This is a genomic window from Bradyrhizobium sp. 31Argb (genome assembly GCF_043638955.1).
Taxonomy (GTDB): Bacteria; Pseudomonadota; Alphaproteobacteria; order Rhizobiales; family Xanthobacteraceae; genus Bradyrhizobium.
In genome coordinates, this window is record NZ_JBEGDB010000134.1 from 1 (window position 1) to 21,549 (window position 21,549).

Genomic DNA, 21,549 nt, shown 5'->3' on the forward strand with positions numbered 1-21,549 from the left:
TAGAAAGGGATCAGGAGCGGTCAGTTTCCAACTAACAAACCGGTTCAAGCGGTCCCGCTCCGCGGGTCCATTTCAGTCCGCCGTTTCGTGGACGGCTGGCCAATCATACGCCCGGTTTCGCGCTCGACGGCGAAGGCAAATCAGGCGGCGACGTCGCGTACTAACGTCCCGCCAGCCTCGATCTCACGCCATAGCCAGCCGGGTGCGGCATCGTAGCCGTTTGGCCAAGTCGGCGCGCCATCTTCCAGGAAGACCCGCGCAAAGAATGCCGGATCACGCAACGGCTCAACCATCGGCCCACCGCGCTGAACGATGGGAGCGAAGTCATACTCTCCCGCCATGCCGTCGCTGAACGACGCGCGCAGGCGGTAGCCTCCGAGGTGCTTGATCTTTGCGACGTTAATCATCATCCGGACTTTGCAATCTGAGTGATGCAGATCATGGGGCCCCTAAATCGTCAAATACTGTTCGGAAGCGGCCTTCGGCCTCGGAAGCTCATCCCAGGTTCTTCCATCCAAAACCCGACCAGTTCTCTTCTTGTTAACACCGCCCCACTGCTTGAAATGAAACGCAACTCTTGCAAACTTACATTGGTCTCGTATCGATGCTATGGAATTCATAGACCTGCTGCATAGACAGCGTGCGTTTCGAAAAAGAACCGAGAAGCTCATCTTTGAGACCGTCAAACGGTCGCGCCAAAGAAAAGAGCAGAGGCGTCGAGGCATCGGCAGGTGAATACGTAAATGACGGCACTCCTTGATCTCTTACCGAACTCTCCTTCGCCATAATGTCTTTCATGACTTCATATCCTTTGAAATGCTTGGACACGAAAATCAGACTATGAGAAGTCCGAGTTCCTTGAGCATTCTTGAAGCGAAACGGAAGCACATACTTTCCTCCCATCGCTTTGATCGCCTGGGCCAGTTCCTCCAAAACTAGCTCTTCGCGCTTATTTGGTGCCTTCTCTGGAAGCAGCTTTCTAAGTGTCTCGGCACGCTCTTCGCCGAAGAGCGCATCCATATGCGCTTTCACGGCAGAATTTGAAATGCCCGCGTTAATTCTGTTGTAATTGAAAAAGAAAACACAGTCACACCCCCAATCTTTGATGACGCCGTTTACAATCTTTAGGGATAGGCCTTTGTACCCGAATGGATCAACAAACGAGAAAGACGGAATGAGCTTCGTCTCATTAAAGTACTTCTCAGCATCAGCATCGACCTCGCCGCAACTGATCTGCGGCTTGTAGGTAAGCGTCTCTATGCCTTTGAGCTTATCAATTTCAGCCTGCAATGAACTTGTGTGATTTTTGTCGGCGTCATTGAAGAGAGTGACCAGCATACTTTTTAGGTCCGGATCCTCGACCGCGCGCTCTAAGATCATAAGCGGAGTAGATGCTGATCCATCTTTGTATCGTCCGGGACCTGCATACAAATCGATGTATGCGATCTTCTTATCTCTTAATTTTGCCGATGGAATAATGACTTTCGCCCATGCATAGAAGTACTTTTGAACGATCCGCGCCTTCACTTCAGATTGGTCTGTTCGCTCATCAAAAAACTTGGCCCGCCCCATTTACCAGCTATCCTCTACCCAAACGTGCAATCTTTGAAATATAGTTGAATCCTTGACATTATTCCTATAAGAACATATCATGAACTCGCGCAGATGCACGAACAAAAACGGCGGGCTTTCGCCCGCCGTTTGTGGATGCCCGGGTCAAGCCCGGGCATGACGACCTGTGTTGTGGCCTTAGTTATCCAGGAAGCTCCGCAGCTTCCGGCTCCGTGACGGATGCTTCAGCTTGCGCAGCGCTTTTGCCTCGATCTGGCGGATGCGCTCTCTCGTCACCGAGAACTGCTGGCCGACTTCTTCCAGGGTGTGGTCGGTGTTCATGCCGATGCCAAAGCGCATGCGGAGCACGCGTTCTTCGCGCGGGGTGAGCGAGGCGAGCACGCGGGTGGTGGTCTCGCGCAGGTTCGACTGGATCGCGGCGTCGATCGGGAGGATCGCGTTCTTGTCCTCGATGAAATCGCCGAGGTGTGAATCCTCTTCGTCGCCGACCGGAGTCTCGAGCGACAACGGCTCTTTCGCGATCTTCAGGACCTTGCGCACCTTCTCCAGGGGCATGCCGAGCTTTTCGGCGAGCTCTTCCGGGGTCGGCTCGCGGCCGATCTCGTTCAGCATCTGGCGCGAGGTGCGGACGATCTTGTTGATGGTCTCGATCATGTGCACGGGGATGCGGATGGTGCGGGCTTGATCCGCAATGCTGCGGGTGATCGCCTGCCGGATCCACCAGGTGGCATAGGTCGAGAACTTGTAGCCGCGGCGGTATTCGAACTTGTCGACCGCCTTCATCAGGCCGATGTTGCCTTCCTGGATCAGGTCGAGGAACTGCAGGCCGCGGTTGGTGTATTTCTTCGCGATCGAGATCACGAGGCGGAGGTTGGCTTCCACCATCTCCTTCTTGGCCTGGCGCGCTTCGCGCTCGCCCTTCTGCACACCGTGCACGATCTTGCGGAACTCGACGATCTCGAGGCCGGTGAGCGCTGCGAGCTGTTGGATGTCGTGGCGCAGATCCTTGATGCGGTCCTTCTCGTGGTGGACGAAATTCTTCCAGCCCTTGGCGGAGAGTTTCGAGACACGGTTGAGCCAGCGCGGATCGAGCTCCGAGCCCTGGTAGTTGCGCAGGAAATCCTCGCGCGCGACGCCGTGGCTGTCGGCAAGCCGCATCATCCGGCCCTCGAACGAGACCAGCCGCTTGTTGATGTCGTAGAGCTGCTCGACGAGAGAATCGATGCGCGCCTGGTTCAGGCGCAGCGACTTCACCTCGACGATAATCTCGTCCTTCAGCTTCTTGTACTTGCGCTCCTGCGAGGGCGAGAGCGACTCGCTCTGCAACTGGTTGGCAATATCCTGTTCCTGAAGACGCCGCAGCTTCTTGTACTCGGACGCGATCTTGTCGAAGGTCTCGACCACCCTCGGCTTCAGCTCGGCCTCGATCGCCGCGAGCGACATCTGGTTCTCGAACTCGTCGTCGTCCATGTCGGCTTCGGCGGCGGCCTCGCCCGGATCCTTCTCCTCGGTATCAGGCTCGCCGCCGGCGGGCGCTGATCGGAACGGGGTCGGCGACGGCGGCGCGGCCGGCGGTGCGACATGGGCCGGAGCGGCCTGCCCGGTCACTTCCCCACCCTCGGCGGCGGACGCGCCGTCAGCGACCGGCCCCGCGATCATCGCCGTGTTCATGGCGCCCTTGGCGTCAGGGCCGGCATAGGTTGCTTCGAGATCGATGATGTCGCGAAGGAAGATCTTGCCTTCGTTCAACTCGTCGCGCCAGATGATGATGGCCTGGAAGGTCAGCGGGCTTTCGCACAGCCCTGCGATCATCGCCTCGCGGCCGGCCTCGATGCGCTTGGCGATCGCGATTTCGCCCTCGCGCGACAGCAGCTCGACGGTGCCCATCTCGCGCAGATACATGCGCACGGGATCGTCGGTGCGCTCGCCCGGCTCGGATTTCTTGACCTCGGTGACGGCCTTCTGCGTGACCTCGACAAGCTCGTTGTCGGTCTCGTCCTCGGTGTCCTTGTCCTCTTCCTCGCCGTCGACGTCGTCAGCCTCGGTGACGTTGATGCCCATGTCCGAGAGCATCGACATGATGTCCTCGATCTGCTCCGGCGAGGTGGTGTCGGAGGGAAGCACTTCGTTGAGCTGATCGAAGGTCACGAAGCCGCGCTTCTTGGCCTGCTTGATCATCTTCTTGACGGCAGCATCCGAGAGGTCAAGCAAGGGCGACGGCGCATCCGCCTGTTCCTTCTCGGGGGCATCCGCTGCCTTGTCGTCTTTTTCCTTGTCCTTAACCTGCAGCGTCTTTGCCTTGGTGGCCATTCATCAAGCTCCCGAAACGCGCTTCACGTGAGGCCGGCGTTACGACGCGCGCCTCTCATGATCCACTGACGTCACAAGCGCGACAGCTTCCCTTTGGTAAGAAGCATTCGCACTCAATCTCTTCGCTTGAGCAGGATCAGGAAAACCGTTACGTCCTCCCCGACCATACTCATGATACGGAAAGGGCGGCGCAACATGTCGCCACCCCATAATTCCGCATTAGTCCGCCCTGACGGTCTGCACACCTAATAAGGGTGCGCCTATTAAGTTTCGCTTAACCCTGTTTTTGCAGCCAAACCATGGGTTTGGCGAGTCTTTTTGCGGGCCCGGCCCAAACCGTCCGCATGATTCTTTCATCACACGCTGCGCTGGAACCGGCCCGACAGCTCACCAAATCCCTCGATCAGGGCCTCAGTGCCGTCGGCTTCTGCCATTCGTGCCTGGATGTCTCGCAGCCACGCCCAGTTCGCCTCGCTGGAATCTTCGGCGTAAGCCTCCTCGGCATCTTTCTTTTCCCTAAGTAATGCATGTGTTTTCTGATGCAAGGCAACGAGTTGCCGCCAGGTGGAAAGAACATCCTCGCGTGCGGCGCCGACTTTGACGCCCCACACCGCCTGGGTCGTGATCGCCCGCTCAACCCTTTGAAGAATTTGTGAAAATCCGCCTGCATCGAGGTCGGCCCGCATTTTTTCGGCCTGTTCTTCCTCATCGGGAGAATGGTGGTGGTCGTTGGCGAAGGCGGCGATGATCCCGGCGCGGAGCTTATGCGCCTCGGGGTGGGCGAGCTCGAGAGCCGCGACCTCCTCCAGATGCTCGTGCAAGAGCCAGGGATGGTTGATCAGGGTCTGCAGAATCAGGGCCTCGCGGCGGGACAGCGCGCTGCGCTGGCCGCGCATGATCGGGCTGTTGGCGAGCTGCGGGCTCGCCGCCTGGTAGGGGCCGCGGAGAAGCCCCTGGGTCTGGCCGGCTGGCGGGCCGAATCGGCTGCCGCCCGGGGCGCGAGGGGTGAAACGGCGGGGTGATTCGCCGCCTTTGGCCGAGCGGAACTGGCCGCGGCCATAGCCGCCGCGGGGCGCTTCGGGGGCAAAATTGCGCTGCAGGCGCTCGGCAAAATCCTGCCGATAGTAGCGGCGGACCACCTCGTCGCGGACGGCATTGGTGAGCTCGCCGATCCGGGCCTCGAGTGCAGCGCGGCGCTCGGGCGTTGCAAAATTGCCGCCCTCGATCTCGCGCGACCACAGCACCTCGGCAAGGCCGCGGGCGGCCGAGATCACCTCCTCGATCGCGCCGCGCCCGCCCGAGCGGGCGAGATCGTCGGGGTCCTGGCCTTCCGGCAGCAGCGCAAAGCGCAGGCTCTTGCCGGGCTTGAGATGCGGCAGCGCCAGATCGGCGGCGCGATAGGCGGCCTTCTGGCCGGCGCGGTCGCCGTCGAAGCAGAGGATCGGCTCGTCCGCCATCTTCCAGAGCAGCGCGAGCTGGTTCTCGGTGAGCGCAGTGCCGAGCGGCGCGACCGCGCCGGCAAAGCCGGAAGTCACCATGGCGATGACGTCGACATAGCCTTCGACCACGATCAGGGCAGCGCCGTCGTGCGCGGCCTGGCGTGCGGTGGCGAGATTGTAGAGATTGTCGCCCTTGTGGAAGAGCGGGGTTTCCGGCGAGTTCAGGTACTTTGCGGGGACGTCTTTCTCCAGCGCGCGGCCGCCGAAGGCGATCACACGGCCGCGGAGGTCGGTGATCGGAAACATCACGCGGTCGCGGAAGCGGTCGTAAGGCACAGGGATGTCGTCGCCGGCGACCAGCAGGCCCGCCTCGACCATGTCATCGGTCGAAATGCCCTGGGAACCCAGGAATTCCTTCAGCCCGAAGCGTTCTGCCGCCGCATAGCCCAGGCGGAACTGCAATTGCGTCGCCGGCGAGATCGCGCGGTCGGCGAGATAGCCGCGGGCTTTTGCCCCGTTCCGGGAGGCCAGCGTGTCGGCGAAGAATTTTGCCGCGAGTTCCATCACGTCATGCAGCGTCTTGCGGCGCTGCTCGTGGCGGGCGGCATCCGGCGTCACCGCCGGCAGCGGCATGCCGGCCATCGAGGCCAGCCGCTCGACCGCTTCGGGGAAGGAGACGCCCTCGGTCTCCATCACGAAGTCGAAGATGTTGCCGTGCTTGCCGGAGGAAAAGTCGTGATAAAACCCCTTCTGGTCGTTGACCGTGAACGAGGGCGTCTTCTCCTGCTGGAACGGGGACAGCCCCTTCCACTCCTTGCCCGCCCTCTTCAGCCGCACGCGCTTGCCCACGACTTCCGAGACCGGAAGCCGGGCGCGCAGCTCGTCGAGGAATTGCGGAGTGAAGCGCATGGGGCGGATTTGGAGCCTGCGTGAGGGGTCACCGATATAGTGAGCGCGGGCTCAAAGTATCAGCATTGTGGCGATTCGCCCGGTATTCACAGGCCCCTCAGGGCTCTGTTGGGCCCCTCGATGGTATTGGCATCTTGAACCCCGGCCGGTTCCGCTGTTGGATAGTGGCATGTTTACGACCTTCAGGGGCGGACAGAGCGGCGGCTGGCGCGTCACCTCGATCTCCAAGGTGAAGGGAGAGACATTGCCGCGCGTGGCGGCGCTGTCGATCATCGCGAGCGAGGCGATCGCGCTGCCGCTGTTGCCGTCGACCACGGCCTGGCGGCTCGCCGGCGTCATCAGCTATCTGCGCTATACGAACCGCGCGGAGAAGGAACAGCTCGACGCGCAGCAGGCCGAGCTCGGCCGGCGCGAGGCGAGCTGCGCGGCGCTGATCCCGATCCGGAAAACGGTCGCGTGGTGGAATCTGACGCCGGAAGAGCGGCGCGAGATATTCGAGGACAAGTCGCACCACATCGCCGGCACGCTGAAATATCTGCCCGCGATCGCGCGGCAGCTGTTCCACAGCCGCGACCTCGGCGAGCCCTTCGATTTCCTCGCCTGGTTCGAATTCGCGCCCGAGCACACCGCGCTGTTCGACGAACTGGTGGCGATGCTGCGCGCGACCGAAGAATGGAGCTATGTCGAGCGCGAGGTCGACATCCGCGTGCAGCGGGAGGAGTGAGGCAGCTTACAGCTCCAAGAACCGGCCCGAGGCGATGCGCGACAGGTGCGCGACCGGCCAGTTGTAGACATAGGTCCACGCTTCGGCCGTCGTGCCGTCGGCCAATGTGAGCGGCAGATCTGGCGGATATATTCGGTCGGCTGCGGAAAACCCTCGCCGCAGGCTTCATACATGTCGAACTCGCGTAACAGTTCATCCGGGACGCGCATGCGAAACAATTCGCCGTGCACGATGTCGGCGGGATCGTCGGAGAGCTCGAGCGCGGGATAATGCGCGACCCGGTAGAGCCGGCCTTGGCAGCGCGCCTCACTGATGAAATCGGCATTGCCCGAGAGCAGCCGCGCCATCGGATGGTCGAAGCCGCGCATCAAGGTGCCGTAGACGAAGAGACGGTCGGAGATCATGGCTTTCTATGTCATTGCGAGCGGAGACTAAGCCGCCGCCACCTCTTCGCTGATCACGATGAATTTGGCCAGCGTCATGCGGCCGAAGCTCGTGGTCAGCGCGACGTCGGCGGCGTCGCGGCCGGTCGCCATCAGGATGCGGCCGATGCGCGGCAGGTTGTGGCGGGCGTCGAACGTGTACCACGCGCCGGAGAGATAGGCCTGGAACCAGCCGGAGAAATCCATCGGCGCGGGGTCGGGCGGCACGCCGATGTCGCCCATATAGCCGGTGCAGTAGCGCGCGGGGATGCCCATGCAACGGCAGAAAGTGAGCGCGAGATGGGCGAAGTCGCGGCAGACGCCGGTGCGGCTCTCGTAGACATCATGCGCCGACTTCATGTGGTGAGCGTGCTGATAGCCGAAGGTGACGTGATGGTGCACGAAGGCGACGATCGCCTGCACCCGCGCCCAGCCGGGCGGCGTGTTGCCGAACAGCGACCAGGCGATGTCGGTGAGCTTGTCGGTCTCGCAATAGCGGCTCGGCATCAGATAGAGCAGCATCTCGTCCGGCAATTGCTCGATCGCAATCTGCTGCGCGTCCGGGTTGACGACGTCAGGCAGGCCGGAATCGCGCACCAGGGCGTGGCCGCGCAAGGTCACACCGCCGGCTGGCGCCACCAGCCTGCCGCAGACATTGCCGAAACTGTCGCGATAGAAGCCGATCGGGACATTGGGCTCGGCTATGATGGTCTCGGTGCCGACGATGTCCTGGAAGCGCGAGGGATGGATCGAGAGCATCATCACCATCGGCGTCGACTGCGCGGCCGCATAGGCAATCTCGAAGCCGACCTTGATCTCCATCCTCGCTCCAGTCCTTCTAGCGATGCGAACCCGTCATGCCGGCACGACGTCCCTCTCCTCGTCGCCGATCGGCTCGACCGTGATCGCAACTTCCATGTTCACGAACGCTTCCGCTGCGCCGAGATAGACGCCGTGCAGCGGGATCGCCTGGCGCGGATCACGGGCGACGGCGACGCGGATCAAATCGCGCGTGCCGACGATGCCGTTGGTCGGATCGAACTCGATCCAGCCTGCGCTCGGCAGATAGACCTGGACCCAGGCATGCGTCGAGCCGCCGCCGACATGGAAGCTGTCCGAAGGCGTCGAGAGATAGCCCGACACGAAGCGCGCGGCGATGCCAAGGCGCCGCAGCGCCTCGATCATGAAAAGCGCATAGTCGCGGCAGGAGCCGGAGCCGGTCTGCAGCGTATGAAGCGGATGCTGCGTGCCCTGCTCATGGCGCTTGCGATAATCAAGACTTTCACGGATGCCATGGGTCATGCCGCTCAGGATCTTGAACGTCGGCGTCGGCGCTTCGGCATCGAGGAACTGCCGCGCCCAGGCCGAAATCTCGCCGTCCGGATCGGCATATTGCGGCCTGACATATTGCAGCAGATCCGCAAATTCCTCCTCGTCATAGAGGAATGGATAGAAATAAGCGGGGTCGTCGGGCGTCAGCGCGAATTCTTCGGCCGGATTATGGTCGACGGTGGCGGTCGAGACGAACGACAGCGTGTCCGCCCGCTCGTCGAAAGCCGCGATTGCCACACTGTTGCCGAACACATCGCGGATCCAGCGTAGCGACATCGGCTGCGGCTCGATTCTGAGATCGCTCTCGACCACGCGCAGGTCATGGCTGTCGCGCGGGCTCAGCATGATGCGGTGCTCGCCGAACGCCACTGGATGGGTGTAGCGATATACGGTCTTGTGATGAATCTTGAGTAACGGCATCGTCCGGCAATCATCGTGGCTTTCGGCGGTCTAATCTATAGTGGGCGCTGCTCATTTTTAAGATCGGCGTGCCGCTTCGATAGGCAAAGTTGAGGATAAAATCTTGGACACCACGACCGGCGCGACGTTCCTGCTCACGGACGAAAACACCCCGCCGGTCCACGAACATAATGCCGATGGCCGCTCGCCGTTCCTATTGACCTGCGACCATTATGGGCGGCTGATCCCGCGCGTGCTCGGCGATCTCGGCCTTTCCGAAAGCGAGCTGACGCGGCACATCGCCTGGGACATCGGGATCGCCGAAGTCGCCGAGCAGCTTGCAACGCAGCTCGACGCGCATCTGGTCGCGCAGCGCTACTCGCGGCTCGTGATCGACTGCAACCGCCCCCCGCATGTCGCAAGCTCGATCCCCCTGATCAGCGAAGCCATCACGATCCCCGGCAATGAAGGATTGACGCGCGAAGCCGCACAGGCACGGCGGCAGGCGATCTTCGATCCCTATCACCGGCGGATCGGCGAGATCATCGACCAGCGGCTGCACGCGGGCAAGCCGACGGTGCTGGTGTCCATGCACAGCTTCACGCCTGTTTATGCCGGGATCGCGCGTCCCTGGCATATCGGCACGCTCTATCATCGCGACACCGTGCTGCCGCCGCTGCTCTTGAAGCATTTGCGCAGCGAGGGCGACCTCGTGGTCGGCAACAACGAGCCCTACGCGGTCAGCGACGAGACCGACTACACCATCCCCTTCCACGCCGAGAGGCGCGGCCTGATGAACACAGGAATCGAGATCCGCCAGGACCTGATCACCGATCAGGCCGGACAGAAGGCATGGGCGGACAGGCTGGCCCGGATCCTTGCCGAGATCGAAGCGACGTTAAGTGCGGAGAAGCTGGTCTAGCGCGGATCCTTATAAAACCAACGGTGCCCACTTGGCGGATAAAGCAGACATGCGCGGGGGTCACCGCGGAATTTCGCAAGGTAGCGCCACGTTTTGTTGTCGCCCAGATCGACCGCGCGGAGATGGCGCAGAAAAACCTGCAGACTGCGGAAATCGCTGATCGCGTGCCTCAGCGCATCGAACACCACTCAGTTCGGCCTTGCCGTCGGAAGCGACGATCAAGTCCAAACTCGGTAGCGTCCGATCTCGCTCCGACAGCGGACGTTGCGACGTCCTCGTCGGTGCTCAGCAAAGGGCCAACAGCGGAAGTCATTCCGACCACCTTGTCAGCCCGCGCCAAAACGCCGTCCGGAAGGGCCGACCAAGCAAGCTGCGTCTGCCTTGGTTTAAGGCCCACTCGAATATTCCCGGCTGCTAGACGGAGAGTTCCACCGGAAGGGCTCTTCTAAAAATTCTATCGCAGAATTGGCCGGCTCCCCGTCCGTGGCGGCCAGATGCCTGCAACCCATCGCGGATCTACCTCCGCACTCTAGTTTCAGGACGAACCCATGGTGCCTCGTGTCGACCGCTCATAAGATCGGCGCAGTAATGCAAGCAGACTGCCGCCGGTTGCCGTACCGAGGAGGTAGACGACAATCGTCAACACCGCGAGCGGCGCGCGGACCTTGAAACTCAGGAAGGACATGGTGACGACATCGAAGTTCTGTATGGCGAAAATCAACGTCGCAAGCGCTAATAGCGTGATCGCGGCGAGATAGATCCAACGCATGGTCTTTCCTCCTCTCGAGAGGTGGATTTTCTAATCGACCGGTCTATCTCACCGGCATGGTGCTTATCACGTCAGCCGTAGTGAAGCGGATGACAACCAGGCAGAAGCCGAGCCCGATCCGTCCCTCTCCCACGTGAGGAGCCTGACTGCCCACATGGGCCGGGCCGGGGAGGACGTAATAGGGCGAGATAGGACGAGCCTCGGAAAATTGTGACCCGTCACGGAAGCCCGCCTGCGTCCGCGTTGCTTGCCTTGCCAGTCGACGGGCGTGGCGGCTGGATCGTCGGCATTCCCGAAGCGACCGAGGCCGTGGTCGAGTATTGCCCGGATCGACATCGATAAGCTTCGTGCCGCCAGATGCAATGCTCGGCGTGGCGACCCGCCGGAAGGCGAGCGCGTCCTGGCCGGGACCATCGTCGAGCGGCCAACGCGGACGTCATCCGTCTTCGAGCCGATGCGATGGCAGCACAAAGCCGGTTGCCGAAGTCCGAAGGCAAGCTGGCATCGCGGGTAGTGCGCTACAGCTTCATCATGGCATGACGTGGCCTGCCACCACCGCGATGTCCGCTCATTTTGCGCACGGACCTGCGGGGCAGAATGACTATTTTGCGGTGCCCGTGGTCACGCCCCTCCTTGCATCGCGCCGGTCTTGGCGATTTGCTCGCCGGTCTTCGCGCCGATCCTGGCGGTTTGCGCGCCGGTCTTCGCGGCGTTCCATCCCTGCGGTCTGAGCCTCGGCCTCTGAGACGGCGAAGACTGTGGCTGGCAGCGCCACGGCTAACGCGGCGCTTATGAGCGAAAATGCTGTTCGACGCGAAATCAGTCCTGATTGAATTTCTGCAGTCATGGCCGATCCTCCTTCGGATCTGTTCCTGCCCGCAACCCAGCAATTTGTGGGCTTACGACATCTCGACATTGATCTGGATCAACGGTCCCGGGACCTGAAGGATGCCACCTACTCAGCTATCCTGACCTGTTTTGCCATCGTTGCGACGGTTGCGTCCGCCTCAAAACAGAAGCTCGTGTTGATCTCGATCAAGCCTCCGGTTTCCGGACGAACTGTAATGAGCTGGCTCATACGCGGGAGGTGGGACAATGGCCAACCCCGACGCCGCGTCCGTGACTCACAGATTCCTGCCGATCCTGGACTGGATTCCGGGCTATCGCCGCGATTGGCTGCTGCCTGACCTTCTTGCCGGCCTCGCACTCTGGGCTGTCATGGTGCCCGAGGGCATGGCTTACGCCGGCATCGTCGGCGTGCCGCCGATCATGGGCCTCTACACAATCGTGCCGGCGTTACTCGCCTACGCTCTGCTCGGCACGTCGCGGCAACTCGTCGTCGGTCCGGACACCGCGACAGGTCTGATCTCAGCGATCACGGTTGGCGCCATCGCGACCCAGGGAACTGCGGAGTTCAATTCGTTGACCTCCACTCTCGCTGTACTGATAGGCCTCTTCTTCTTTTCTTTTGGAGTCATGCGTATGGGGTGGGTAGCCAGCTTCATCCCAACACCCGTGATGCGCGGCTTCATTGAAGGTCTGGTCTACGTCACCATCATCGGCCAGGTGCCGCATCTGCTTGGTATCAGCGGCGCCTCAGGTAATTTTTTCACAAAGCTTTGGCATGTCTTTCAGCATCTTCCGGAGGTTTCGCTCGCGCCGGTCCTCACCGGCTTGCTCTCCCTCTCTGCCATGCTGTTGCTTCGCCATCTGGCGCCTGCCATACCGGCGGCGCTCGTTGTCATGGCCACGGCAACGATCGTAATAGGGCTGCTCGGAGGAGAGGCGACAGGCGTGCACGTGGCCGGCCATCTTCCATCTGGCTTGCCCCACCTGACGCTACCGAATTTGGAAATCTCCACATTGAGCGAACTTGCGCCAGGCGCACTCGCAATCGTGCTGGTCGGTTACGCAGAGGCACTCGGCGCGGCCAAAGCTGCTGCTCTGCAAAGCGGCGGCAAGATTGATCCAAACCAGGAGTTGATTGCGCACGGGCCGGCAAACATCCTGAGCGGGCTTTTCGGCGGATTTCTCGTTGTGGGCAGTCTGTCGAAGACTTCGGTGGCCACGGCCGCAGGCGCACGCAGCCAAATCGCCAACCTTGTCGCGGCGGTCTTCTGCTTCTTCACGCTGATTCTTCTGACGCCTCTTTTCCGAAATATGCCGCAGCCGGCGCTCGCCGCCATCGTCATTGCAGCCATGCTGCATCTCACGAAGCCGAGCTACTTGCGCGAGCTGTTCGAGCGCAGCCGCTGGTCGTTTGCCAACACTCTGATTGTCATAGCCGGCGAGCTGACGTTAGGGGTGCTCCAGGGCATCGCCCTCGGCGTCGTGCTGTCGCTGCTGACCTTGATCTATCTTGCCAGCCATCCAAGGGGAGCGGAGCTCGGACAACTTCCGGGCACCGAGGCCTATCGCAGTGTGCAGCGCCATCCCGAGGCTGTTAGATTTCCGGGGCTACTGATCTGGAGAATGGGTGGCGACCTCTTCTTCGCCAGCATCGGGCACATGAGCACGGCTTTAAGAGCATCACTGGCCGCACGGCCAGATGTGAAGCGCGTGCTTCTGGATTGCGCTGCGGTCAATTTCAGCGACGTTAGTGCAGGAGATGAATTGCTTGGTCTCATCAAAGAGGTCCAGAACATGGGCATTAGTGTTGCTTTTGTCCGTGTGCGCGACGCCGTGCGAGACGATATGAAGCGTGCCGGGATCGAGGCGATTGTGGAACCAGGCAATTTTTATGAACGGACCACAGATGGCGTGCGCGCCTGGCAACAGCAACGCGGCGTTGCCTAGCGTGCCCTGAGGCTCGCCACGTTCGCGCCGCGCATGAGTCTGCAGCGACGCTAAGGACCTTTAGAGACCTGTTGAACGAAACCGCAGTCATCTCGACATGGAACGCGCAAGACACATCGCCGAACCCACGCCTTCACTTGGTGCCTCGCCTGCTGTGCGTGTCCTCTCGCCCGACGAGTGGATAGCGGCGGGCAAAGCGCTGCGTGAGGAGATCCCGCGCGAGCAGCACGGGCGCTGGAATGGTGTCAAGGGACGGCCAGACCCGATCGACCTTCTGCAAAAGTCGGACATTGGCCGGATGAAGAAGCTTGTTCCGATCCGATATGGCCGAATGCTGCAATCCCCTTTTGCGTTCTATCGCGGGTCGGCCGGCATCATGGCTTCCGACCTGGCGCGAACGCCAGTTACCGGATTGAATGTGCAGGCGTGCGGTGATTGTCACCTTCTCAATTTCGGCGGATTTGCCACGCCCGAACGAAGCATCATCTTTGACATCAACGATTTCGATGAGACTTTGCCTGGACCATGGGAGTGGGACGTCAAGCGACTGGTCGCGTCGATCGCCCTCGCTGCCCGATCGAACGGATTATCCGATACCCAAGGCCGCGACTGCGCCGTTAGTTGTGCGCGGATGTACCGCGCACATATGCATAAGTTCTCCAAAATGGACCCGCTCCGAATTTGGTATGAGGAAACCAGTGCCGCAGACTTCATCGAGTCGTTGCCAAGGGCCTTGCAGAAACGCGTCAAGAAGCGCATCGAAAAAAACGCGGCTCACAGTGGTTCCGAATTTGACCTTCCGAAGCTGGCGGGCTCGGTCGGCGGACGGATGCGCATCACTGACCAGCCGCCGTTGATTTTCCATCCAGAGATCACCAGTACGGCCGGCGCTACAACAATACTTGACGAGCTTTTTCGGAACTACCGAGAATCGCTCCCCGACGATCGGCGCACCCTTCTCGATCGGTACCGGCTTGTGGATGTCGCGATCAAGGTCGTCGGTGTCGGTAGCGTCGGACGGAGGTGCTGGATCGCATTGCTGATGTCCAAGGGGAATGAGCCCCTGTTTCTACAATTCAAGGAGGCGGTGAAGTCGGTTCTTGAACCTTACGCGGGGAAAAGCACTTACGACCATCATGGGCAGCGCGTCGTGATGGGGCAGCGCTTGATGCAGCCCGCTTCGGATATTTTCCTCGGATGGACGACTGCCCCCAATGGCCGCCACTTCTATGTGCGGCAGCTGCACGACGCCAAGATCAAGCCTCTGCTGGAGACTTTCAACGCTGAAATGCTTGATGTCTACGCGCAAGCTTGCGGCTGGGTGCTCGCCCGCGCCCACGCAAAGGCCAGCGAGATTTCCGCAGCCATCAGTGGGTATCTCGGTTCTTCAAACGACGCGTTCGATGCAGCCATGGGAAAATTTGCGTTGGCCTTTGCAGACCAGGCCGAGCGGGATCATGCCGCACTCAGGACTGCGGTGCGAAAAGGCAGGATCGTGGCGAGCGAACAAACCTAGATTGGCTCGGTGCGCGCCGCAGCCCGCTCGTCTTGAGAGGCTAATTCACATCATCCATTTGCGCGTCGTAGGCGGGAAACAATCATCGGGCCGTCACACCTCAAAATCGCGATGCATCGCCCGACGCATAATCTCGAAAATAACGGCCGTTGACCAACCGAATAGCAGTACGCCGTTCATCGCTGTAAGCGGCCCAACGAGCCGCCAACGCTCAACTGGTACTACGTCACCATATCCGAGCGTCGTGTAGTTCACGAACGCGAAATAGGTGAGATCGGTACCGGCCGGCGCAGCATCGATAATCGCGTAGACCAACGACCAGACGATGACCTCGGAAGCGTGGGAGGCCATCAAAATCGAAACGGTCCCGATCATGACAGCGATCAAGCGCAACGACGGTCGCGAGGCAAACATCGTGCTTGTCTTTCTCGCGGCCTGGACCAATGTGACCATGATCAATGCGTGAATCGTAATGTTACAGGCACTCGTAGCAGTGCCAACCAGAATTTGTTTGAACATCACCGTTTCTCCGGCTCTCCTTCATAGGTACAAGGGGCAGCATCAGATGCGCTGGCAGTCACCCGATAATACAAGGGCGAAAACCGACGGGTCGATTTCAGATCTAGTAGCTTCCAGCCAGGAGCACGAGCGCTATGACGTATCCTCCGATTGCGGGCCAACGAGGCGTCAACCGAGTGTGGAAGGCAATCGTCGACGTCGTAATCATGAATACCGAAGCTGTCTTCATCAGATAGGCCAGGCCGCGTCCGAAATGACGGTGGGCATGGCTCAACGGAGGGATCAGCACGTGAACCATTCAGTGCAGTGACCGCAACGCCAAAAGGCTTGATCTAAATCAAACGGCGTCTGGGAATGGCGCGCAAGCTGGGCGAGCGGCACGACTGCTCCGCCTGTCCGCGTGACGCGTCATGCCCAAACTGACGGGCACCGTGCATGGAAGATCCATTCCTCAATTACTTCGCGCTTGGTTTGCTGTTCTTCGTGGTGATCGTGCTGGTCTACGGCATCATCGCGATCCACGACATACCAGCCAGGATCGCCAAGGCGCGCCATCACCCGCACGAGGACGCGATCCATGCTGCGGGTTGGATCAGCCTGTTCCTGCTGCACCTGCTGTGGCCGTTCCTCTGGATATGGGCCATGATGTATCAGCCGGAACGCGGCTGGGGGTTTAGTCACAAGCCGGGCGAGCCGACGATGCCGGAAAAGGCCGTGACCGAACTGGAAGATCTGAAGCATCGACTGGCGGAGGTGGAGGCCAAAGTCGGACTCCAAGATCGGTCGACCCAGTTCGAGGGCCGGGCTCGGCCAAAAACCGATTTGCCGGAGGCAATGGATTCATCTGCCGAGAAGAAGCACGTTCCTGCAGCCGAAGCGACACCTGCTGGGAGCCGAGGCGCCACGCGATAGCTGATGCACTCTCCGGGTCCGGAAATCGGAGGCCATCGATGGAAATCCTGCTCACCTTGACCTACGTGGCGCTCTGCTATGCCACGTTCAAGCTTTTCAGAATCCCGGTCAATCAGTGGACGCTTGCGACCGCAGCGCTCGGTGGCATCTTCGGGCTTTCATTGCTGTTCATCACCATGGCCTACAACCACCCGTTTTCCACCAATGCACGCATATACTTCACGGTCACGCCGATATTGCCCGGCGTCCGAGGTCGTGTGATCGAAGTGCCGGTCGAGGACCGTACCAACCAACATCTCGAACCCGGCGAAGTTCTGTTCAAGATCGATCCCAAGCCTTACGAATATATCGTCGAGGAAAAGCGGGCGGGATTGGCTGACGCTGAGGCGAACGTCGCCCAGCTCAAGGCGTCAGTTGATCAAGCCTCGGCGACGACCGGAAAGACCAAGGCTCAATTGCTGCTCGCGCAGGAAAACTACGACCGACAGGCGCAGTTATTCCAGAAGAACGTCGTCGCGCAGGCTACCCTTGACACCGCAACGCGCAATCTCGATGCGGCAAAACAGATAGTGGCCGAAGCTGTTGCCGCAGAAGATCGTGCCCGGCAGGCCTATGGTGCGACAGTTGATGGCGAACACACGGCCGTTGTACGTTTACGCAACGAACTTGCCGATGCTCAATTCGATCTCGACCAGACCACTGTTCGAGCCCCTACAGGCGGCTTTGTCACCGAGCTCGCACTGCGGCCGGGCGTGTATGTGGTTCCGGCGCCCTTCCGTCCAGCCATGATTTTTGTCAACGACAGCCAAAGAGACCGCGCTTTGGCAGCCGCGTTCCAGCAGAACGCCCTTCAGCGCGTTCGTGGCGGCGATGAGGCCGAAGTCCTGTTCAAGGGCATACCGGGCCGCGTATTCAAGGCCAAGGTTCGCCTCGTGATCGATGCGATTGCAGGCGGCCAGCTTCAAACCACAGGCACGCTAGTGAATGTCGGGGGTCCGCTGCCCGGAGACCGGGCTCTGGCCGTCCTCGACGTCGTGGAAGACATGTCGGGTTACCAGGTCCCGCTTGGTTCGGCCGGCGAAGCCGCCATCTACACCGATCACTTTCACGAGCTGTCGTTGCTGCGAAAGATCCTTCTGCGCATGCGCAGCTGGCAGAACTACGTCTTTTTCGAGTCCCTCTAGAAGATTTATCAATTTTCGAGCAGCTGACCTGGGACATCGATATCCGGGATATTGCAAGATGCTGCTGCTGGGATCGGGAGCCAATGCGGCGCCATGGATGATTTGTCGAGAATAGGCAGGGCCAGCTGCCGATCTGGGTCCGCATCGCCGTGGTCGCGGTGCTGGTCGTCCTGGCCACGGGCGCAAGCCTGTTGGCGTACCGCTGGTACGTCCGGCCGGTGACGCTATCGATCGCGGTCGGGTCATTGGATGGGGAAGCCCCAAGAATTGTATCTGCGCTTGCGAGCCGGCTTGTCGTGATCAATGCGCCGGTCCGGCTCAAGGTGGCTCGAACCGCCGGCGCAACTGAATCCGCGAGCGTGTTTTCGTCAGGCAAGTCCGACCTTGCAATTGTTCGTGGAGATGTCGGCGACCTGTCGCATGCGCAAGCAGTCGTGGTCCTGGCAGAAGCCGTAGCGCTGTTTGTCGCCCGTAGGTCAAGGCGCCCGATACCCATGCCGGCGCATATCTTCCGGTTCATCCGCGCGCGGCGGAGTTCTACAACGACACGCAGCTGAGCTTCCTGGATAAGTGGAGCAACGCGATTTTCCTGGCTCCAATGGCGCTGCGCACGGAAACGGTCGAAGGTGTCCCGCCACTAACTAAGCACGATCCAAAATTCTAGCGATTAGGTCGGGGATACAGGCTAGTCCCCGCGATACCTTGTCGACTGCCTTCGGTCTGCAACTGCCCTACACAGAATGATGGCAAGGGCTTACTTGAGCCACACAAGCAACGGAACAGATGCCCGACCGGTGCACGACAACGTCCCCTCGTAAGCGCGCGTTTTGCGGGCGGTATACGAACAGCGAGCGCCGTCCAACACCATCTCGGCTGTCACCTGCGCATCCGGGCCAGCGAGTTGCAGCCGTATCTCTCCGGCTCGTTCCTCTGGTCCGTCCTGAGTGCAGATCCCCACGTGCTTCATCTTCAGCGGGCCGGAAAATTCCTTGCGAAGGCCCGACCCGCTTTCGATGAGATTGCCGGTCAGCTCCCATTCGCCCAGCACACCGGCCTGACCAAGGAACTCCATGGCTCCGAGCTTCGGCACGTCGCAAAGACACAGTGCAACGGCGCCGAGCATGGCCGCCCCACCATCGCGCCACATCCTGCGCAGCATCAGAGTTTGCTTCCGGTTGTCTCTCGCATTTCTATCAGCTCGGGTCGCGATACATCGGCATCAGCAGTGAGCCGAGCAATCTGCACCGCACATTCTCGGACCTTTGCTTGATCGCCGGACGCCTTGGCGCTTTTGCTCACCCCGATATACGTCACGAGCCGATTAGGCTCCTTCTTGAGCACGGCCTCATAGGCGGCAAGCGCTTCCTTGGCCATGCCGCGGTCGAGCAACATTGCGCCATAGAGCTCGCGCGCCGGCGCCAGCGGCCCCGGAGTGACGGGATGTTTCTCGGTCCTGTCTTCCGCGTCCGCAGCGGCACCCATCGCATTGAGCGCCTCGTCGTACCGGCCTTCGGCGTACAGCACCCAGGCGCCCGCGACCTGCCGCTGGATGTCGACGATGTTGGACCAGTAGGCATCCTTTGCCTCATTCAGTTTGTCGCGCAACTCGACGAGCTTGGCGATGTCGGCCTTGGCGGCAGCCGTGTTATCGGACCGCGCGGCGCCGACCGCCCGCGCAAAATAAGTAATCGCATCTACGTAGGGATATTTGGTCGGTCGCAGCTGGAGCGCGGCCGCCGCCTTCCAGTCGCCGCGTTCGAACACATAGCGAGCCTGGCTCGCCGCGACCGCGTAAGGGCCGGGGAACCGCTCGAGCTTGAACTCAAGCTTGGCGAGTTCGTCGACCGCCGCGCGCGCTTCCTTGTCCTCGGCCAACTGGAGATAGGCATAGACCAGATAGTCCATCGCGTGCGCTTGGTCGTGCTGTTCGCCGTCCTCCTTGGCGATGCGCGCGGATTCCTGGTTCGAGGCAATCGACTCCCTCCAATAGCCGACGCGGGTAAAGATATGCGATGGCATGTGCTGGGCGTGCGGCGCGTGAGCCGCGATCTTTGCATAGCGCCTTGCCGCATCGAGGCCTTTTTCCGCGAGTGCCGGATAGTCGTAGAGGTGGATAAGATAGTGGGCGACGCCCGGGTGCTCGGGCTGGCGCTTGAAGATCGGCTCCAGCAACGCCGCACCTTTTAGCTGGTTGGCATATGTCTTGTCGGTCGGGGACGCTGCGACGTTGAGCGTGATCGCGTACGCGATCTGCGCCTCGTCATCGTACGCATGGCGTGTCGCGACCTGCTCTTCCGCCGCAAGATACCTCTGTACCCGTGTGCGATGGTCGACCTTGTCATAATCGACGTACATCGCGGCGATCGCATCGATGTAATCCCGTTCGCGCTGCGTCTTGGCGCCGAGCGTCTGGCCTTCTTTCACGGCTTCGAGACCAAGAGGAAGACTGTCCGGCGGCGGCGGCGCGTGCGGGTTATAAAGATAGCTGAGCGCAATCCCCCAGTAGGCGATGGCGCATTGCGGGTCTTCCTTGAGGGCCTCCTCGAAGGTGCGTCTCGATGCGCTGTACCAGAACGAGTGCTGATACAGCATGCCGAGATCGAACAACTCCTGGGCCTCCGGGTTGCAGGACGTGGCAAAATGCACTTTGCCCAGTCGTTGTTCAGCAGATTGTGAGGCAGCAGGTTGCGAAACGGTCGCGGCAACCAGGCCAACAACCACTGCGAGGGGAAACCGTTTCATGGACCCACTCCGTGCCGTTGATGGAGACGAGAAGAATATCACCTTTCCCGAATAACCGGAACAAGATAGGCCTTATTCTGGGGTAATCACGTCCGAGTTGGGTCACTCGCGTCATTTTTGGCCGATTCGCCGGATGTCTGCTTATCCCCTGGCAGCGGCGGCATAGCGGACATCCTGCAACCGCTGCTTGGGCCAAAAGCGGCTGTCGCGGTCTTCGAAGCTCGTATCAACAAGCTGTGGGGCGCGGTACCTAACACATAGCGCGCCACTTCGGCGAGGCTGAATGGCGGCATACGGTTCACTATCCCGCCCAAGTGTGCGGACGTGTTCGTGGCTCATAGGTCACCGGCTCCAAGATTGCGACGGCGCGGCAGTCCTGTACCCTTCCGACAACCCGGCCGATGTTGTACGCTGATTAGACGGACATTGGGTTAGTCCGCGAGCTGCCAACGGGACGTGCCGAAATCCTTGTTTAGTATTGGCAGCACACATGCTGTCGGCAGGTGTCTCACCTTAATAGACCGACGTTCCTTTTTTGCCGGTGCTTTTTGCGTTCGCAATCGCTGGTCGTGCGCGCCAGTACGACCGAATAATTTTTGCAATGACCAGGGAGTAACGTCATGAAGACGCGCTATTCAGTAACATTGGCGATGCTTGCGGGCTTCGGGCTCGGTGCGATAGCGGTTCAAGGACTTAATGCCCAGGCTACGCCGCCAGTATATCAAGTCGTTGAAATTGAGCCCTCGGACATGGAGACCTACCTGAAGGACTACGTCCCGAAGGCTCAGGCCGCTATCAAATCCGCCGGCGGCAAATTCCTCGCCGCTGGAGGCAAAACCACAACCATCGAAGGAGAGCCGCCGAAACCGCGCATTGTTATCCAACAGTGGGACAGTGTTGAAAAAATCAAAGCTTATCGCGATTCAGCGGCGTTCAAAGAACTCCTACCACTCCGCAACAAACTCGCGAAGTTCCGCAGCTTCGCCATCGAGGGGCTACCGCAATAACTAAAGCGCGATGAGATGAGGATGAATCATCATCGCGCTTTAGGTTATTGTTTGAGCATGATCTTTTCGGAAAAC

The 21,549-nt window shown here is 60.4% G+C and carries 19 protein-coding genes and 1 pseudogene; 7 read left to right on the plus strand and 13 right to left on the minus strand.

What is annotated here, in order from left to right:
- Window positions 1–140: 140 nt before the first annotated feature.
- From AAFX91_RS23850 to dnaG, 5 genes are all read right to left on the minus strand, one after another.
- Window positions 141–410 (minus strand): DUF2442 domain-containing protein, encoded by a 270-nt coding sequence (locus tag AAFX91_RS23850; RefSeq protein WP_394568127.1) that lies wholly within the window; start codon window positions 408–410, stop codon window positions 141–143.
- 39 nt (window positions 411–449) lie between these two features.
- A complete protein-coding gene (locus AAFX91_RS23855) occupies window positions 450–671 on the minus strand; it encodes a DUF5131 family protein (protein WP_394568128.1) in 222 nt (73 codons plus the stop codon).
- Window positions 586–1,572 (minus strand): three-Cys-motif partner protein TcmP, encoded by a 987-nt coding sequence (locus AAFX91_RS23860; protein ID WP_394568130.1) that lies wholly within the window; start codon window positions 1,570–1,572, stop codon window positions 586–588. The genes AAFX91_RS23855 and AAFX91_RS23860 overlap by 86 nt, the downstream gene beginning before the upstream one ends.
- A 177-nt stretch (window positions 1,573–1,749) precedes the next feature.
- Complete coding sequence (gene rpoD / locus AAFX91_RS23865; RefSeq protein ID WP_394568131.1) at window positions 1,750–3,882, minus strand: RNA polymerase sigma factor RpoD; 2,133 nt, start codon at window positions 3,880–3,882, stop codon at window positions 1,750–1,752.
- A 356-nt stretch (window positions 3,883–4,238) separates the two neighbouring features.
- The gene (gene dnaG / locus AAFX91_RS23870) at window positions 4,239–6,230 is read right to left on the minus strand and encodes a DNA primase (protein WP_394568132.1); all 1,992 of its coding nucleotides are present in this window, start codon (window positions 6,228–6,230) and stop codon (window positions 4,239–4,241) included.
- A gap of 169 nt (window positions 6,231–6,399) precedes the next feature.
- Between dnaG and AAFX91_RS23875 the strand changes: the two genes are divergently transcribed.
- Window positions 6,400–6,954 carry a chlorite dismutase family protein gene (locus tag AAFX91_RS23875; protein ID WP_394568133.1) on the plus strand — a complete coding sequence of 185 codons (555 nt, stop codon included), beginning with the start codon at window positions 6,400–6,402 and terminating at the stop codon, window positions 6,952–6,954.
- 6 nt (window positions 6,955–6,960) lie between these two features.
- On the opposite strand, the pseudogene AAFX91_RS23880 reads toward AAFX91_RS23875, so the two are convergent.
- From AAFX91_RS23880 to AAFX91_RS23890, 3 genes and pseudogenes are all read right to left on the minus strand, one after another.
- A pseudogene (locus AAFX91_RS23880) lies at window positions 6,961–7,358 on the minus strand (gamma-glutamylcyclotransferase).
- 27 nt (window positions 7,359–7,385) lie between these two features.
- Window positions 7,386–8,198, minus strand: coding sequence for a transglutaminase family protein (locus tag AAFX91_RS23885; RefSeq protein ID WP_394568134.1), 813 nt, complete (start codon window positions 8,196–8,198; stop codon window positions 7,386–7,388).
- A gap of 33 nt (window positions 8,199–8,231) precedes the next feature.
- The gene (locus AAFX91_RS23890; RefSeq protein WP_394568135.1) at window positions 8,232–9,128 is read right to left on the minus strand and encodes a transglutaminase N-terminal domain-containing protein; all 897 of its coding nucleotides are present in this window, start codon (window positions 9,126–9,128) and stop codon (window positions 8,232–8,234) included.
- 103 nt (window positions 9,129–9,231) lie between these two features.
- Between AAFX91_RS23890 and AAFX91_RS23895 the strand changes: the two genes are divergently transcribed.
- A complete protein-coding gene (locus AAFX91_RS23895; protein ID WP_394568136.1) occupies window positions 9,232–10,029 on the plus strand; it encodes an N-formylglutamate amidohydrolase in 798 nt (265 codons plus the stop codon).
- A gap of 535 nt (window positions 10,030–10,564) precedes the next feature.
- Here the strand turns inward: AAFX91_RS23895 and AAFX91_RS23900 are convergent.
- Both AAFX91_RS23900 and AAFX91_RS23905 read right to left on the minus strand, forming a co-directional pair.
- The gene (locus AAFX91_RS23900; RefSeq protein WP_394568137.1) at window positions 10,565–10,798 is read right to left on the minus strand and encodes a hypothetical protein; all 234 of its coding nucleotides are present in this window, start codon (window positions 10,796–10,798) and stop codon (window positions 10,565–10,567) included.
- Window positions 10,799–11,399: 601 nt separating this feature from the next.
- Window positions 11,400–11,645 carry a hypothetical protein gene (locus AAFX91_RS23905; protein WP_282532233.1) on the minus strand — a complete coding sequence of 82 codons (246 nt, stop codon included), beginning with the start codon at window positions 11,643–11,645 and terminating at the stop codon, window positions 11,400–11,402.
- 248 nt (window positions 11,646–11,893) lie between these two features.
- Here AAFX91_RS23905 and AAFX91_RS23910 point away from each other — a divergent pair, with 248 nt between their 5' ends.
- Window positions 11,894–13,594, plus strand: a complete 1,701-nt coding sequence (locus tag AAFX91_RS23910; RefSeq protein WP_394568138.1) for a SulP family inorganic anion transporter — start codon at window positions 11,894–11,896, stop codon at window positions 13,592–13,594.
- Window positions 13,595–13,691: 97 nt separating this feature from the next.
- Window positions 13,692–15,110: a DUF2252 domain-containing protein gene (locus AAFX91_RS23915; protein WP_394568139.1), complete on the plus strand. Its 1,419-nt coding sequence runs from the start codon at window positions 13,692–13,694 to the stop codon at window positions 15,108–15,110.
- A 93-nt stretch (window positions 15,111–15,203) separates the two neighbouring features.
- Here the strand turns inward: AAFX91_RS23915 and AAFX91_RS23920 are convergent, their stop codons facing one another.
- Window positions 15,204–15,629 carry a potassium channel family protein gene (locus AAFX91_RS23920; protein WP_394568141.1) on the minus strand — a complete coding sequence of 142 codons (426 nt, stop codon included), beginning with the start codon at window positions 15,627–15,629 and terminating at the stop codon, window positions 15,204–15,206.
- Window positions 15,630–16,064: 435 nt separating this feature from the next.
- Between AAFX91_RS23920 and AAFX91_RS23925 the strand changes: the two genes are divergently transcribed.
- Window positions 16,065–16,541: a DUF3302 domain-containing protein gene (locus AAFX91_RS23925; protein ID WP_394568142.1), complete on the plus strand. Its 477-nt coding sequence runs from the start codon at window positions 16,065–16,067 to the stop codon at window positions 16,539–16,541.
- Window positions 16,542–16,579: 38 nt separating this feature from the next.
- A complete protein-coding gene (locus AAFX91_RS23930) occupies window positions 16,580–17,725 on the plus strand; it encodes an HlyD family secretion protein (protein ID WP_394568143.1) in 1,146 nt (381 codons plus the stop codon).
- A 754-nt stretch (window positions 17,726–18,479) separates the two neighbouring features.
- On the opposite strand, the gene AAFX91_RS23935 is transcribed toward AAFX91_RS23930, so the two are convergent.
- Both AAFX91_RS23935 and AAFX91_RS23940 read right to left on the minus strand, forming a co-directional pair.
- Window positions 18,480–18,884 carry a hypothetical protein gene (locus tag AAFX91_RS23935; protein ID WP_394568144.1) on the minus strand — a complete coding sequence of 135 codons (405 nt, stop codon included), beginning with the start codon at window positions 18,882–18,884 and terminating at the stop codon, window positions 18,480–18,482.
- Window positions 18,884–20,467, minus strand: a complete 1,584-nt coding sequence (locus tag AAFX91_RS23940; RefSeq protein WP_394568145.1) for a hypothetical protein — start codon at window positions 20,465–20,467, stop codon at window positions 18,884–18,886. The genes AAFX91_RS23935 and AAFX91_RS23940 overlap by 1 nt, the downstream gene beginning before the upstream one ends.
- A 620-nt stretch (window positions 20,468–21,087) precedes the next feature.
- On the opposite strand from AAFX91_RS23940, the gene AAFX91_RS23945 reads away from it, so the two are divergent.
- The gene (locus AAFX91_RS23945) at window positions 21,088–21,474 is read left to right on the plus strand and encodes a DUF1330 domain-containing protein (protein WP_394568146.1); all 387 of its coding nucleotides are present in this window, start codon (window positions 21,088–21,090) and stop codon (window positions 21,472–21,474) included.
- Window positions 21,475–21,549: the final 75 nt, after the last annotated feature.

Coding starts and splice junctions, on each gene's coding strand:
- AAFX91_RS23925 (WP_394568142.1), top strand. CDS start 16,065: ATGGAAGATCCATTCCTCAATTACTTCGCGCTTGGTTTGCTGTTCTTC.
- AAFX91_RS23915 (WP_394568139.1), top strand. CDS start 13,692: ATGGAACGCGCAAGACACATCGCCGAACCCACGCCTTCACTTGGTGCC.
- AAFX91_RS23910 (WP_394568138.1), top strand. CDS start 11,894: ATGGCCAACCCCGACGCCGCGTCCGTGACTCACAGATTCCTGCCGATC.
- AAFX91_RS23935 (WP_394568144.1), bottom strand. CDS start 18,884: ATGCTGCGCAGGATGTGGCGCGATGGTGGGGCGGCCATGCTCGGCGCC.
- AAFX91_RS23930 (WP_394568143.1), top strand. CDS start 16,580: ATGGAAATCCTGCTCACCTTGACCTACGTGGCGCTCTGCTATGCCACG.
- AAFX91_RS23920 (WP_394568141.1), bottom strand. CDS start 15,629: ATGTTCAAACAAATTCTGGTTGGCACTGCTACGAGTGCCTGTAACATT.
- AAFX91_RS23905 (WP_282532233.1), bottom strand. CDS start 11,645: ATGACTGCAGAAATTCAATCAGGACTGATTTCGCGTCGAACAGCATTT.
- AAFX91_RS23855 (WP_394568128.1), bottom strand. CDS start 671: ATGAGCTTCTCGGTTCTTTTTCGAAACGCACGCTGTCTATGCAGCAGG.
- rpoD (WP_394568131.1), bottom strand. CDS start 3,882: ATGGCCACCAAGGCAAAGACGCTGCAGGTTAAGGACAAGGAAAAAGAC.
- AAFX91_RS23945 (WP_394568146.1), top strand. CDS start 21,088: ATGAAGACGCGCTATTCAGTAACATTGGCGATGCTTGCGGGCTTCGGG.
- dnaG (WP_394568132.1), bottom strand. CDS start 6,230: ATGCGCTTCACTCCGCAATTCCTCGACGAGCTGCGCGCCCGGCTTCCG.
- AAFX91_RS23940 (WP_394568145.1), bottom strand. CDS start 20,467: ATGAAACGGTTTCCCCTCGCAGTGGTTGTTGGCCTGGTTGCCGCGACC.
- AAFX91_RS23885 (WP_394568134.1), bottom strand. CDS start 8,198: ATGGAGATCAAGGTCGGCTTCGAGATTGCCTATGCGGCCGCGCAGTCG.
- AAFX91_RS23860 (WP_394568130.1), bottom strand. CDS start 1,572: ATGGGGCGGGCCAAGTTTTTTGATGAGCGAACAGACCAATCTGAAGTG.
- AAFX91_RS23850 (WP_394568127.1), bottom strand. CDS start 410: ATGATGATTAACGTCGCAAAGATCAAGCACCTCGGAGGCTACCGCCTG.
- AAFX91_RS23900 (WP_394568137.1), bottom strand. CDS start 10,798: ATGCGTTGGATCTATCTCGCCGCGATCACGCTATTAGCGCTTGCGACG.
- AAFX91_RS23890 (WP_394568135.1), bottom strand. CDS start 9,128: ATGCCGTTACTCAAGATTCATCACAAGACCGTATATCGCTACACCCAT.
- AAFX91_RS23875 (WP_394568133.1), top strand. CDS start 6,400: ATGTTTACGACCTTCAGGGGCGGACAGAGCGGCGGCTGGCGCGTCACC.